The following is a 14,439-nucleotide window of genomic DNA, read 5'->3' as shown; positions in this document are numbered from 1 at the left end:
CTCTAAAATTGATTTAATCACGCCACTTATCTATCGCCAATAGTCAAATACCTCTTCTAACCCTACATCAATATTCCATTCTTGGACTGAATAGCAGGAGGGATGTTCTCTTCGCCAAGCATTTCCTTTAGGTCGATCTCAATGGTTCGGCAGATAGAGAGCATTGGAATGTCGTTCTGAAGGCCTTCAAAAGGATTTTCCGAATAATCCCCCACTATTTCCATCATCACGAAGATCCAGCCCACGATCACGTTGAAAGGAATAGACATCCAGATACCCCATTGACCAAGTTTGGAAAACTCTGAGACCATGCCAAATGGCAGTAAGAAGATAAATATCGCAATGAAGATAAAGCTCATGTTGGCATACTGACGGGGCATTGGAAACTTCTTGATTCGCTCACATTTGCCCTGATGATCATAAAACTCCATCAAGATGCGCTGCAGCTCCATGTGGCGAAAGTCTTCGATTAAGTCTTGTTCTCTTAGCTGTTTGAGATCCTGAGCTTGCTGATCAATGATTTGGGTAGCTGTGTTTTTATAGTTGATCAGTCTCTCGTATTCATCCGACGGAAGATACTCCTTGAGTTCATTTTTGGTGACATCATCATCTATTAGCCCAACGCCAAAGCGCTTACGATAGAATGCCGCATACGTACCAACCATGCCTTTTTGCGAAATGTGTTCCCATTCGGTTGGAACCAAAAGTTGGCTCCTCAGTGCATACAGCCAACCAATATGACGATAAATCAGCTTTTTTTGGATTTGTTTAAGATCATGATCGCTTAGCTTTTGATCCGTGAATTGATTGGTCACAAAAGACTTGATGTACATTCCCCAGGATCGACTGGTGTTGATGATGGCTCCCCAAATTTTTCGAGACTCCCACATACGATCATAGGAGCTGTTGTTTTTAAAACCCACATAAAAGGCTACTGCCGTACCAATCAGTGAAATGGGCAACCACGGAATATAAAACCACTGAAAATTAGCGTACTCATGAAGCAAAACAGGTACGAACATCCAGGGCACCAACCAACTAAAATGGTGTCCTGAGAACTGCATGACTCTGCGTATTGAGTAGCTTTTGGTAGTGATCATTAGTTTATAGTTTCTCTAAAACTACAAACTTTATATTCAAAACAACAAGTAATAAGCAATGCCCCATCTCTATAAGATGGGGCCATTAAGTTTATTCCAATTCCACCACTAAATCATCCTGCTCTACCATATCACCACCCTGTAGATAGACTCTTTTGACGATTCCATCATGGGTAGAAGTGACGGTAGATTCCATTTTCATAGCCTCAATAATAAAAAGTGGCTGTTTGGCTTTTACCTGATCTCCAGCTTTTACTTTCACTTCGGCTAATCGGCCTTGTAATGGCGAGCCTACATGATTTGGTTCGGTAGCTTTCTGGTGCTGTACCTTGGTTACCTGGACATTATTATCCTTGATTTCGATAACTCTAGCTTGTCCGTTCAACTCAAAATGGACCTTGCGAACTCCACTCTCATTCGGTTTGGAGATGTACTGTAGCTTGACAATGATGTGTTTCCCTTTACCAATTTCTACATACACCTCTTCATCAGGTTCTATGGCGTAGAAGAATGCTTTAGTTGGAAGAATAGACACATTTCCATACTTCTTCCAGTAGTTGTAGAAGTCTGTGAATACCTTCGGATAGAGCTTATACGACAAGAAGTCTAGTTCGTCACAGTATTCATCAAATTCAGTCTGGAAAGCTTTGAATTCTTTGTCAAAATCAACTTCTGGCAAATGAGCGTTTGGTCGATCGGTAAATGGTTTTTCACCTTTTAGAATGACTTTAGAAACATCTTGCGGGAATCCTCCAGGAGCTTGACCCAATTCACCTCTGAAAAGACTGATAACCGAATCAGGGAAAGAGAGGGACTCTCCACGGTCCAATACATCCTGAACAGTCAGTTTATTAGCTGTCATGAAGATCGCCATGTCCCCAACTACTTTACTGGATGGAGTTACTTTCACGATATCTCCAAACAAGTCATTGACGATCGCATAGTTTTTCTTTACTTCCTCAAACTGATCTTCCAGTCCTAGCGCAGCGGCTTGCGGTCTCAGGTTGGAATATTGCCCACCTGGAATCTCGTGATCATAAACTTCTGCCGTTCCGGCCTTCAGTCCACTTTCGAATGGGTAGTAATACTGACGAACATCTTCCCAATAGTTTGAGTACTCGTTCAGGGACTTGATATTCATTTTGGGATCACGCTCATGACCTTCCAATACATTTGCCAGAGCATTGAAATTCGGCTGAGAAGTCAGGCCTGACATGGAAGCAATGGCAACATCTACTATATCCACTCCAGCTTCAATGGCCTTCAAATAAGTAGTTGCCTGCATGGATGACGTGTCGTGCGTATGCAGGTGAATAGGAATGTTGATGTGGTCCTTTAGCGCTCCAATCAATTCAGTGGCTGCATAGGGTTTCAACAAGCCAGCCATGTCTTTAATGGCTAAAATGTGAGCACCTTCATCTTCCAAAGCTTTAGCCATGTCCAGATAGTACTGCAGGTTGTATTTGGAGTTTTTGTGCATCACATCCCCAGTGTAGCAAATACAAGCTTCTGCTACAGAGTTTGTGCGTTCTCTAACCGTTTTGATGCTGACTTTCATCGCTTCCACCCAGTTCAGTGAGTCAAAGATTCTGAAGATGTCCATGCCATTTTCAGCAGACTTCTCGATGAACTTCTGAATCAAGTTATCTGGATAGGCTTTGTAACCGACGCCATTAGAACCTCTGAAAAGCATCTGCAACAGGATGTTTGGTGCAGCTTCACGAATGCTGTTTAGTCGATCCCATGGGTTTTCATGTAAGAAGCGCATGCTTACGTCAAACGTCGCGCCACCCCACATTTCCAGAGAGAATACATTCGGGTTGTTTTTGGCAAAACCCTCTGCCACATTGAGCATATCCAGAGATCGCATCCTTGTTGCTAAAAGCGACTGATGGGCATCTCTCAAGGTAGTGTCTGTGAACAGAATCTGTTTCTGGTCTTTGATCCAGTTGGCTAGGCCTTCTGGGCCATTTTCTTCCAGTATTTGTTTGGTGCCGGATGGATAAGAGCCTCTGCGCTCAAAATCCGGGATTTTTGGTGTTCTGAATTTGACCGCAGGATCAATTCTTTTGACACTTGGATTGCCATTGACCGCTACTTCTCCCAGGTAATTGAGCAACTTGGTCGCTCGGTTCATGTAACGACGCATTTGGAACAGCTCTGGATGATCTTCTATGAACTTAACCGTTGCCTTGCCACGATAGAACACTTCGTGATTCAATACGTTTTCCAGGAAACCTTTATTGGTAACTACACCTCTGATTCGGAATTCAGACAGAGCCCGTTGCAATCTTTGAGATGCTCCGATCAACGTTCTACCAGATGCGGTAATTTTCACCAACATAGAGTCGAAGAAAGGGGAGATGGTCACCCCAGCATAGCAGTTTCCTGCATCCAGACGAATGCCAAATCCTCCTGGAGATCGGTAAGCGATTACACGACCATAATCAGGTTTAAAATTGTTCTCTGGATCTTCAGTAGTGATTCTACATTGGATCGCATAGCCATTGATTTGAATGTCCTCCTGACTCTTGATGAATATGCGCTTATCATCCAATGGATATCCACGTGCGATCTCTATTTGAGAACGTACGATATCGATACCTGTAATTTCTTCAGTAATCGTGTGCTCTACCTGCACACGAGGATTCACTTCGATGAAGTAAATGTTCTCATCAGCATCTACCAAAAACTCTACTGTTCCAACGTTGTTGTAGTTAACTTCTCTGGTAATTCGAAGCGCATATTCATAGAGTTTGTTACGGGTCTCTTCCTTCAATCCGATGGATGGAGCCACTTCTACTACTTTTTGATAACGTCTCTGTACGGAGCAATCTCGTTCATACAAGTGAACCAAATTGCCGTAGTTATCACCCATGATTTGCACCTCAATGTGCTTCGGGCTATCTATGAATTTCTCAATGAAAATAGTGTCGTCTCCGAATGCCTTTTTGGCTTCATTTTTAGCTTCATTAAAGGAGCTTTCCAGCTGATCTGCTTCTCTTACAACCCGCATTCCACGACCACCACCTCCTGCGGCAGCTTTTACCATAACTGGGAACCCAATTCGGTTAGCTTCTTCTTTGGCAATTTCAAATGAAGTCAGTTCGCGCTCGCTATCCTGAATCAGTGGCACATTGGCTTTTAAGGCCACTTGTTTGGCTTTCACTTTATCACCTAGCTGATCCATTACTTCAGGCTCTGGACCAACGAAAATGATTCCTTCTTCTTTACATCGTCTTACAAAATGTACGTTCTCCGAGAGGAAACCGTACCCGGGATGTATGGCATCAACATCTTCTTTTTTTGCCAACGCGATGATTTCCTCAATATCCAAATAGGGCTTGAGAGGATCGTCATCTTTCCCGATTTGATAGGCTTCATCGGCTTTGTAACGATGTAGCGAATAGCGGTCCTCATAGGTGTACATGGCCACTGTTCTGATTTTTAGTTCAGATGCAGCGCGTAGTACTCGAATCGCAATTTCGCCTCGGTTGGCAACAAGAAGTTTGTTAATTGTTTTAATTGTAGGAGTCATAAAGTGAGTTTCAAAAATTAGGTTGTGCTGTATCAATTAATGAGCAACACGTAAGTTATTGACTAAACAACAAAGCAAATTGTTCAACAGAATATTTATTTTGAATGTGATTTTTTCTTCATATTTCTATCGGTTTTTACTGAATTTCAGGTCGTTGTATTCCATTAAAGATTGTTAGAATTTGCATTGACTAGTACAATTGGCTAGATTAATGAATATTTCACCACCTATCAGCATGAAGAAATACGACGTTATCGTAATAGGTGCGGGTCCTGCTGGCTATGCTGCCGCTATGCGCGCCGTTGATTTCAAGAAGAAAGTAGCATTAATTGAAAAGAAACAATTAGGAGGAGCTGGAATCCATCATGGAGCTCTATGGAGTAAAACCTGGTGGGAGTTGAGCAGAGAAGCGTATATGTTGAGAAAACATGGTGACGCATTCAATACTGATGGGATTGTATTCAGCTATAACAAGATTCAATCTGAAGTTAGACGGGCAGTGCAGGAACGAGTGGAGCAATTGGAGCATCACATGCATAATATCAACGTATCCATAGAGGATGGATTGTTTGATTATATTCAGGGTAATGCGCGCGTAACTGGAAAACATGAGGTTGAAGTAAAAGGACTTAATGAGACATTAACTATAGAAGGGCAGTACATCATTCTGGCAACAGGTAGTACCCCTCGTAAATTGGCTGAGATTCCAATTGATGAAGAGCATATTTTCACAAGTGATGGCTTAGATAAGTTGGAGGCGTTTCCCAAAAGCATGGTGATCGTTGGAGCAGGGGTTATTGGTTGTGAGTTTGCTACTATCTTTTCCAATTTTGGACATACCAAAGTTCATTTAATTGATAAAGGAGATCGTATTCTTCCTTTCGAAGACGAGGATGTAGTCAAGGTCATAGAACGCAACCTTGAGGCCAAAAATGTCTTGATTCATCGCAACTCACGTCTTACCGAAATGAAGATTGAAGGCGGAATGGTGGTTTATACCTTGGAATATACTGATGGTTCTAAGGAAGTGTTTAGAGTAGAAAAGGCATTAGTCTCTGTAGGTCGGGTGCCTAATTATCAAAATCTCTGCGATGAGTCACTAAACTTGAAAGTGGATGGAAGAGGAATTATAGATGATCATACGCAGACCAGCATCGACAATATCTATGCAGTAGGTGATATCACAGCAGATATATCATTGGTAAATGTAGGAGAATTGGAAGGACGATTTGCGGTAGAGCGCATTTTTGGTAAGCCTGAACGACCATTGATTTATGAAAACATTTCCACCATCATGTTCTTGTCTCCAGAAGTGGCTGGAGTTGGAATGAATGAAATACAGGCCAGGGCTAAGGATCTTGAATATAAAGTTGTCAGCATCGATTATTCGTGCATTCCACGAGCTATTGCCATGCGAAATACTCAAGGGTTCATTAAGATTCTGGTAACCAATGATGATGAGCAAAAAATATTAGGAATGCGTGTAGTAGGAGAGCATGCTTCTAGTGCTATTCAGGCTGTAGCTTTATTGATTTCTATGGATAAAGGCATCAAGGAACTAGCTGAGCTCATTCACCCGCATCCTTCAATTATTGAAGGTATTCAGGAATGTGGTCGTATGCTTTTAGGTAAATCCATGCTGAAACCTGCTGTGCTGCGTAATGCGATGGTTTGTAAGACTTACGCTAAAGGCAAGTATGCCGATCTTATTGAAGTCTAATTAGACCAGACGATATCGTTTAACTTTAGCAGCTCATCATCTGGAAAGACGGTGTTTTCTTTAATTTCCGTTGCGGTGAGTTCATAGTGTATTCCTGGAATTTCCTTTTTGATTTTTAAAGGAATACCTTCCCATTCCCAGATTTCTTTAATGGGACCCTTCTCAAAAATCCATACATGACATATTTTATCTATAACCACTTCGGTTCCTTTTAATTGGCCTCCCTTAGTAGTCATGATAGCTTCAATGGTCTCATCTTTTGATTTATAGCTAAGTAAACCACTCCAGCTCTTGTCAAATCCCTTTTTGCCAGTTCCTGCATCTAAATTGGCCTTGTATTGATAATCTCCATCCACCAGTTCTATGACCTTTTCACTACTGGTGATTCCGTACCGTTTCATAATTAACTCTCTGTGCTCGATGGTACGCCAACCATTTCTATCAAAGTATAGAATGGAGCTACCACTACCATCGCCAGAGATAGCGTAAGTCACACTTCCAGATGTTATGGGGAACTTGGGGTTGGAATCAGAATTGATCTTTTCTGAGTTGCCTTCAATTTGACCAGATGGCCAAAGACTGATGAACATCATCATCAGAGGGGTGAATAATTTCATTTTAGTTTAGCGGTTTGATGTAGGTATGAAATTAGTTCGTTTTTGGGAATAAAAAAACCCTGAAAATTATCTTTTCAGGGTTCCAACCAGCTATAGACAAGAATCCCGATTACGGGATGTTGTTTCTCTTTAAAAACTTGAGGCTAATTTGAAAAAATAAAATGACTCCTGACTGCCAAATGACTTTACCTGACTGCCAAAATGAAAAAACCTTCATTTTTTAGCTTTAATGAAGGTTTTTGAAGAGCTATTTATAGAAGACTGCCATCTCTTTTAATGACTTTCTTTCCAGGTCTGGCACGTAAACTTCATCTATTGCATGTCCAACAGGTAGTAAAAGGAAGGGTCTTTCATTGCTCGGGCGATTCAAAACTTCAGTTAAAAAATTCATTGGACTTGGTGTGTGAGTTAATGTAACTAGTCCCGCATTATGAATGGCACTAATCAACATGCCACAAGCAATTCCTACAGATTCATTTACGTAATAATTGTTTGCCTTTTCGCCTTCATTCATTTCATAGACCTTTTTGAATACAATGATCAAATAAGGTGCATTTTCTAAGAACGGTTTATGCCAATCGGTACCAATAGGCTCAAGGTCTTTGAGCCATCGCTCACTCATTCTGCCATTGTAACTGTCATACTCTTCCTTTTCTGCGGCTTCTCTAATCTGCTTTTTCACTTCAGGATTAGAAACGACACAAAAAGTCCAGGGCTGTTTATGTGCACCAGAAGGAGCGGTAGAGGCAGTTTGAATGATATGATGAATGACCTGCTCATCAACAGGACGATCACTTATCTCACGAACAGATCTTCTCTTATTCAGAAGTTCATAATAAGACTTTGAACGTTCGAGCATTTCCTTTTCAGAGAATTGAAGAGGGGAGTATTTAACGTGGGTGTAGCCGTTTATTATTTTGGTTTCCATTTATAGTGCTTTGATTACTTCTTTAAATAGGGTGACAAGATGTTTCTCCGCAGCGCCGGCAGTGGCTATGATATCTGCAATATCTACGGCCTGTAGGTTATCTGGATCACATTCATCAGTCAATACTGATACAGCACTTACTGGAAGTCCCAATTGATTGGCAGCAATTACTTCCGGTACGGTAGACATGCCCACCACATCAGCACCAATTTGTCTTAAAAAACGGTATTCAGCTCTTGTCTCCAGGTTGGGTCCGGATACCGCTACATAGATACCTTTATTCAATGGAACTTGATGAGTAGAAGCTACTTTTTCCATAACCTCATTCATGTGTTTGTCATAAGGCTGACTCATATCAGTAAAGATTGGACCGAAAGCTCCGGCGTTCTTTCCTCTTAAAGGGTTGTCTGGCTGGAGGTTGATATGATCATCTATTAACATCAATTCACCTTTTTTCCAGTCCAGGTTCATTGCTCCTGCAGCATTACTTATTAATAGCTTCTGAATGCCTAAGAATTTCAATACCCTTACAGGAAATACCACCTCTTCCATTGAATAACCCTCGTAGTAATGAAACCGACCACTCATAGCAACTACTTTTTTGTTCTCGAGTAGGCCGTAGATCAATTTTCCTTTGTGAAATTCTACTGTAGCAATAGGGAAGTTGGGGATGTCTTCATACGGAATTACTTTGATCACTTCGATTTGGTTAGCTAGAGCGCCTAGACCTGTTCCAAGAATGATTCCAAATTCAGGAATGTCAAAACCTTCCGATTTTAAGAATTCTACTGTTTTTTCAACGTTTTTGATCATTTTGAGAGTTTTTGTGAATGTCTACAAGATGGGAAAATTAAAGACTTTTTATAGTAAAGAATAAAATCTGTTTTTAAATTGAAAACTTAAAATTCTGACCTTACACATGAAAAAAATCTTATCATTAGCCTCAATAGTGATGGTACTTCAAGTATCAGCACAGAAGTTAATTACTGAAACGGAGTTTGAATTGTTTGGAGATCACATCTTCATATCTGTTTCCGTTGATGATTCTGATCCCGTTGATTTCATTTTTGATACAGGAGATGGTTTGTCAGTATTGGATACTGACATAGCTAAAAAACTCAATTTAAAACCAGATCATCAATCCACTAAGACAAGTGCTCAGGGAAGTATCAGTGGTTCGTTAATAGCGCATAATAAAATAGAAATTAACGATGTGAAACTGGATGATATTGAGCTTTACACAACTGAGTTGAGCCATTTAGAGCAAACTATAGGAAGAAATATTGATGGCATAATCGGTTATGACCTACTGAAGAATTATGTAGTGAAAATCGATTATGAAGACATGAAGATCAAATTGTACAATCAGGATGGCTATCAAAATACTGGCAATGGTGAGAAATTTAGCTTTAAGTTGATTCATTACATTCCTACTATTCAGGCCTCTGTGACACTAAACAATGGAGAATCCTATACTGAAGATTTCTTTTTAAATACTGGAGCAGGGACTACTCTTGATTTTAACACTCCATTTGCTCAAAAGCATGATGTGATTGCAAAAACTGGAGATCATTATTCATATCCTGTTGCTGGACTAGAAGATAATGAGACCATGCATTATGAAGGTCGAATTCAAAACTTTAGCATCGGAACATTTAATATTGATCAACTACCGATAGGTATTAGCCAGGCTGAGCACGGTATTCAGCATAATAAGAAAGTTGCAGGAATTGTTGGAAACGGCGTATTGAAGCATTTTAATATCACATTCGATTATTCAAAAAACGAAGTTTATTTGGAGTCTAATAAGAATTTTGAGAAGCCATATTTGGTTAATGCAAGTGGTATCAATTTGCAATTCAACAAAGAGCGAACAAAACTTCTTATTCACAGAGTATTCGAAGGAAGTCCTGCAGAGATTGCTGGAATAAAAGTGGATGCTCAGTTGTTGGCTGTGGATGGTCAAGTTGTAGAGTCCATGAAACTTCCAGAAATACGTGCTGCTCTTAAGCAAGCTAACAAATCTGTGACGGTTAAGTATTTGCAAGATGGAATCGAGAAGGAGTCTACATTAGATTTGGATCCTTTGATTTAAAGTTCAGTCTATAAAACATCATCAATGGCCTGTAGGATAATCTTGCAGGCCATTTTTATTTCGTCTTCTGTGATGATTAAAGGAGGAGCTATTCGCATGGCATTGTCACAGAACAGGAACCAGTCTGTTACCACGCCGAGTTCAATAGCTCTGTCAATCACTGGTTTCAAAATATCAAACGAATCAAATGCCACCGCCATCATCAAGCCTTTATTTCTGATCTCTTTAATGGCTGGATGTTGTAGTTCTGATTTGAATAATGCTGCTTTAGATGCTACGCCAGCAATCAGGTTTTGATTCTTGATGATATTGATGGTCGCTAAAGAAGCTGCTGCACTTACCGGATGTCCTCCAAAGGTGGTAATATGACCCAGTATTGGGTTCTCCTTAAGCGAGTCCATTATTTCCTTGGAGCTAATGAATGCACCAATCGGCATTCCACCACCCATACCTTTGGCACTTACAAGAATGTCTGGAACGATTTCATAGTGCTCGAATGCCCAGAACTTTCCTGTTCTACCAAATCCAGCTTGAATTTCATCCAGGATGAGCAAGGCCCCAACAGATTCACAATGCTGTTTCAGCGACTTGAAATAGTTTTGATCTGCGACTTTCACACCAGCTTCACCTTGTACTGTTTCCACAATGACTGCAGCTGTTTTGTTGTTAATGTGAGCAAATGCTTTTTGGTCGTTGAATGAAATGTGAAAATGGCCCGGCAGGAGCGGTCTGTAATTCTGTTTGAAGATTTCATTACCTCCCGCAGACAACGCACCATGAGAGGATCCGTGATATGCATTGATACACGAAACTACGTGAGGTCTTCCAGTATATCTCTTTGCCAATTTAATCGCTCCTTCAACAGCCTCACTTCCGGAGTTGACCAAGTAAACAGAGCTCAATTCGTCTGGAAGCGTATCTGTTAGAGCTTTGGCTAGCTGAGATTGGGGAGACTGAACGTACTCACCATAGACCATCAAGTGCATGTATTTATCAAGTTGATCCTTACATGCAGTTACAACCTGAGGATGTCTGTGTCCGACGTTGCTGACGCCTATTCCTGAAATTAAATCGATGTATTTCTTTCCTCCGGGCTCATACATGTAAATTCCTTCTGCATGATCAATTTCAATCATCAGTGGGAAGTCTGTAGTTTGGGCAAGATGGTCTAGAAATAACTGTCGATTTGTAATCATGCCGCAAAGGTAATAAACAGCATTGCTACCTCTAAGTCTTGTTTCAAAGGATCTCAAAGTTTGACCTACTTAGAATTATATGAGCGGTTAGACAAAATCAGTCATTTTATGATTACTTAGACGAATCAAATAAAAAACCTTGACTTATTATGTTGAAATCAATTCTTACTACTTCTGTTTTAGCTGTTTTCTTCGTGATTTCCTTTAATTCCTATTCGCAAGAAATGCCCGATGATCTAAAAATGTATGAAATCATCGATGAGGTAAGTGCGGAGCGTTTAGAGACTGACATTAGAAAATTAGCAGGTTTTGGAACGAGACATACCATGTCAGATACAGTTTCCAAAACACGTGGGATCGGAGCTGCAAGAAGATGGATAAAGGCTGAATTCGAGAAGATTTCTAAAGAATGTGGTAACTGTTTGGAAGTTTATGAGCAACGTACACTGGTCAAGGCTGATCCAGAAACTCGAATTTATGAAGATACCTATGTTGTAAATATTTATGCTATTCAAAAAGGAACGGATTATCCCAATAGGTATGCAATAATGAGTGGTGACATTGATAGTAGAGCTTCTGATGTCAAAAATTACAAAATTGATGCTCCTGGAGCTAATGATAATGCGACTGGTATGGCCGGAGCAATTGAAGCTGCCCGAGTTTTATCTAAACACAAGTTTAAGAGTTCGATAATTTATGCTGGTTTGTCAGGAGAAGAACAAGGTTTGTATGGTGGTAAGTTTCTAGCTGAAAAAGCCAAAGAAGAGGGCTGGGAAATTATAGGTATTCTCAATAACGACATGATTGGTAATATTGAAGGTGTGGATGGGGTAATTGATAACCGTAGCTTCAGAATCTTCTCAGAGCCTTACTCCAGCACCTCTACAGAAAGAAGCTTATTGATGAAACGCTTCTATGGCGGTGAAAACGATGGTGATTCCCGTCAATTGGCTCGATTCGTTTATGAAACAACCAAAGCATATATGCCTGAGATGAATCCGATCATGATCTATAGATTGGATCGTTTTGGAAGAGGAGGTCATCATAGACCATTTAATGAGTTAGGATTTTCAGGTGTAAGAATTATGGAAGCACATGAAAATTACAATCGTCAGCACCAGGATATCCGGATAGAAGATGGAATAGCATACGGAGATGTAATAGAAGGAGTGAATTTTGCATACTGCGCCAAGATGACGGCTGTAAATGCTATTGTACTTGCAGCTATGGCAAGCGGACCTGCCAGCCCAACTGATGTAAAAGTAGGAGGTATCGTGCAGCCAAGCGCCAAACTATCCTGGGGAAAGGTGGATGGTGCAAAAGGGTATAAAGTTTATTGGAGAGAAACTACATCTGCGGTGTGGCAGTATAGTCGCTATGTGGGTGATGTCTCATCTTTTACCTTAGAAGGTATTGTATTGGATAATTTCTTATTTGGTGTTGGCTCGGTAGGTGAAAACGGGTATGAAAGTGTCATCGCCTACCCAACTGGTGTCCTTCGCAATTAACAAAGTGGTTTTATGTGATAATTTCAGAGATTGACCGAAAATAGTTTGATTGTTAAGGTCAAACAGACATTTTTGCCGAATGTTTTATATTTAATTCGGCTAATGTGCTCAGAAAAAATCTAACCAACCTGGTGTTAATTTTGATCGGATCAATCTGCACCATAGGTTTAGGATCTTGTAATCTGGATCAATTTCCAAACCTTGACAATACCTATTTCCCAAACTATGAAGGTAACGTAGCATTACTTCTGGTTAATGACACTATCTCATTCAGTGAGTTTTTGACAGATAATGTTACAGATACTACCAATTATGAAATTACAGATAATCAGCAAGTCATATTTACCTATGATTTAAATACCAATTTTCAATTGGGTGATGAATTTGTTGAGCTTCAAAATTTTAATAGTAGTAAGATCATCAATTCTCCTATAAATGTACCGTTTGTAGCTTTTACTGACACAACCTTAGTTATTGAAAGACAGTTTTCAATTGACTTTCCGGCCGTAGATGGAGAAGATCTTGATTCTATTTATTTTGATGGTGGTGATTTTAAAATAGAGATTCTATCAACATTTGGTAAACCAATAAACTACTCGGTCGTTGCCAATTCGTTTACCAGTCTTTCAGACAATAGCTCAATCGAAATTGTTTCCAATTTGGCGGCAGCAGATCGTTCTGAAATTCAGCGAGTTGGACTGGATGGGTACAAAGTCGTATTGTTCAATGAATCGGATTCCAACAAGTTTTATGTAAATCTTAGAGCTGAGATTTTGGTTCAGTCTGGTGAGCAGTTGACAGGTGAAGAATATTTGTATCTGGATATCGCTGTTGATGAACCTAATCATGATGCCATCTTCGGGACATTTGGAACTGATACATTCAATTTAAGTGCTACTAGAAAGAGAATTAAGTTTTTTGATGATTTAGGAGGTACTGGAATTCTATTTGAAGACCCTGTTATTCAATTTACTATTGACAATGGTTTCGGACTACCTGCAGGAATTGATTTGACTGATATGCGATTTGGCTATACAGAATCAAGTGAAAAGTATCTGACAGGTAGCATTGCGAATACACTGCAGTATATGGATGCGAGTCCTGTCGAAGATTTTGGTACGTCCATTAGAACTGTGTTTCAAATAGATGTCAATAATTCAAATATTAGAGATCTATTGGCAGATTCTCCTAATGAAATCATTATCCAACCAACAGGATATAGCAATTTGGATAATACATCGTCCAATTGGCTTACAGATAATTCTGAAATCGCAATTAATGCTAAGGTTTCGATACCATTTAGCGTGAATTTGTCAGGCTTTGAGTTTGAACAGGATACAGAGTTGGATGACTTGTCAGATCTAGAGGGAACTCAAGAGCTATCACTTGTGATAAATACGATCAATGAATTGCCTTTTGAAGGCCATTTATCTTTGTACATGCTCGATGAAAACGAGGTGGTTTTAGATTCTATTGTTGATCAAATTCTTTTCGCATCACCTACGAGTTTCGACTCTAATGGAAAGGTTTCTAGTCCAGAAGCTAATCGTGCAGAAGTGCTATTGGATCAGACAAAAGTGAACAACTTAATCCAATCAGATATATTGAGGACTGTCATTAAAGTTGATAGCTATGATGCGAGCGCTGATAACTATGTAGAGGTATTCGCAGACTATGACTTGCAAGTGAAAGTTGGAGTAAGAGGTAAGGTATCAGTAGACATAAACGGTAATTAAT

The 14,439-nt window shown here is 40.0% G+C and carries 10 protein-coding genes; 4 read left to right on the top strand and 6 right to left on the bottom strand.

Annotation, left to right across the window (positions count from 1 at the left end):
- Positions 1-62: 62 nt before the first annotated feature.
- Positions 63-1,100: a bestrophin family protein gene (locus NXS00_RS04350; protein ID WP_258097889.1), complete on the bottom strand. Its 1,038-nt coding sequence runs from the start codon at positions 1,098-1,100 to the stop codon at positions 63-65.
- A gap of 91 nt (positions 1,101-1,191) precedes the next feature.
- A complete protein-coding gene (locus NXS00_RS04345) occupies positions 1,192-4,638 on the bottom strand; it encodes a pyruvate carboxylase (RefSeq protein ID WP_258097888.1) in 3,447 nt (1,148 codons plus the stop codon).
- A 235-nt stretch (positions 4,639-4,873) separates the two neighbouring features.
- On the opposite strand from NXS00_RS04345, the gene NXS00_RS04340 reads away from it, so the two are divergent.
- The gene (locus NXS00_RS04340; protein WP_258097887.1) at positions 4,874-6,358 is read left to right on the top strand and encodes a dihydrolipoyl dehydrogenase family protein; all 1,485 of its coding nucleotides are present in this window, start codon (positions 4,874-4,876) and stop codon (positions 6,356-6,358) included.
- Here NXS00_RS04340 and NXS00_RS04335 read toward each other — a convergent pair.
- The 3 genes from NXS00_RS04335 to NXS00_RS04325 form a co-directional block, all read right to left on the bottom strand.
- Positions 6,355-6,975, bottom strand: coding sequence for a hypothetical protein (locus NXS00_RS04335; protein ID WP_258097886.1), 621 nt, complete (start codon positions 6,973-6,975; stop codon positions 6,355-6,357). The genes NXS00_RS04340 and NXS00_RS04335 overlap by 4 nt on opposite strands.
- Positions 6,976-7,222: 247 nt before the next feature.
- Complete coding sequence (locus tag NXS00_RS04330; RefSeq protein WP_258097885.1) at positions 7,223-7,903, bottom strand: nitroreductase family protein; 681 nt, start codon at positions 7,901-7,903, stop codon at positions 7,223-7,225.
- Positions 7,904-8,716, bottom strand: a complete 813-nt coding sequence (locus NXS00_RS04325; protein WP_258097884.1) for a purine-nucleoside phosphorylase — start codon at positions 8,714-8,716, stop codon at positions 7,904-7,906.
- Positions 8,717-8,822: 106 nt separating this feature from the next.
- Here NXS00_RS04325 and NXS00_RS04320 point away from each other — a divergent pair, with 106 nt between their 5' ends.
- Complete coding sequence (locus NXS00_RS04320; protein ID WP_258097883.1) at positions 8,823-9,998, top strand: aspartyl protease family protein; 1,176 nt, start codon at positions 8,823-8,825, stop codon at positions 9,996-9,998.
- Between the two features lie 8 nt (positions 9,999-10,006).
- Here NXS00_RS04320 and NXS00_RS04315 read toward each other — a convergent pair whose 3' ends face one another.
- Entirely contained in the window at positions 10,007-11,191 is a 1,185-nt protein-coding gene (locus NXS00_RS04315) for an aspartate aminotransferase family protein (RefSeq protein ID WP_258098447.1), read from the bottom strand.
- 152 nt (positions 11,192-11,343) lie between these two features.
- Here NXS00_RS04315 and NXS00_RS04310 point away from each other — a divergent pair, with 152 nt between their 5' ends.
- Both NXS00_RS04310 and NXS00_RS04305 read left to right on the top strand, forming a co-directional pair.
- A complete protein-coding gene (locus tag NXS00_RS04310; protein ID WP_258097882.1) occupies positions 11,344-12,702 on the top strand; it encodes a M28 family metallopeptidase in 1,359 nt (452 codons plus the stop codon).
- A gap of 104 nt (positions 12,703-12,806) precedes the next feature.
- The gene (locus NXS00_RS04305) at positions 12,807-14,438 is read left to right on the top strand and encodes a hypothetical protein (protein WP_258097881.1); all 1,632 of its coding nucleotides are present in this window, start codon (positions 12,807-12,809) and stop codon (positions 14,436-14,438) included.
- The last annotated feature ends 1 nt before the right edge of the window (position 14,439 follow it).

This window comes from Marinoscillum pacificum (assembly GCF_024714495.1).
In the GTDB taxonomy this organism is placed as follows: domain Bacteria; phylum Bacteroidota; class Bacteroidia; order Cytophagales; family Cyclobacteriaceae; genus Marinoscillum; species Marinoscillum pacificum.
The sequence above is the reverse complement of the archived record's forward strand: the minus strand, read 5'-3'. Positions and strand labels throughout refer to the sequence as shown.

What these genes read in the sequence shown, in the direction of transcription:
- NXS00_RS04350 (WP_258097889.1), bottom strand. Translation starts at nt 1,100, where the DNA reads ATGATCACTACCAAAAGCTACTCAATACGCAGAGTCATGCAGTTCTCA.
- NXS00_RS04345 (WP_258097888.1), bottom strand. Translation starts at nt 4,638, where the DNA reads ATGACTCCTACAATTAAAACAATTAACAAACTTCTTGTTGCCAACCGA.
- NXS00_RS04340 (WP_258097887.1), top strand. Translation starts at nt 4,874, where the DNA reads ATGAAGAAATACGACGTTATCGTAATAGGTGCGGGTCCTGCTGGCTAT.
- NXS00_RS04335 (WP_258097886.1), bottom strand. Translation starts at nt 6,975, where the DNA reads ATGAAATTATTCACCCCTCTGATGATGATGTTCATCAGTCTTTGGCCA.
- NXS00_RS04330 (WP_258097885.1), bottom strand. Translation starts at nt 7,903, where the DNA reads ATGGAAACCAAAATAATAAACGGCTACACCCACGTTAAATACTCCCCT.
- NXS00_RS04325 (WP_258097884.1), bottom strand. Translation starts at nt 8,716, where the DNA reads ATGATCAAAAACGTTGAAAAAACAGTAGAATTCTTAAAATCGGAAGGT.
- NXS00_RS04320 (WP_258097883.1), top strand. Translation starts at nt 8,823, where the DNA reads ATGAAAAAAATCTTATCATTAGCCTCAATAGTGATGGTACTTCAAGTA.
- NXS00_RS04310 (WP_258097882.1), top strand. Translation starts at nt 11,344, where the DNA reads ATGTTGAAATCAATTCTTACTACTTCTGTTTTAGCTGTTTTCTTCGTG.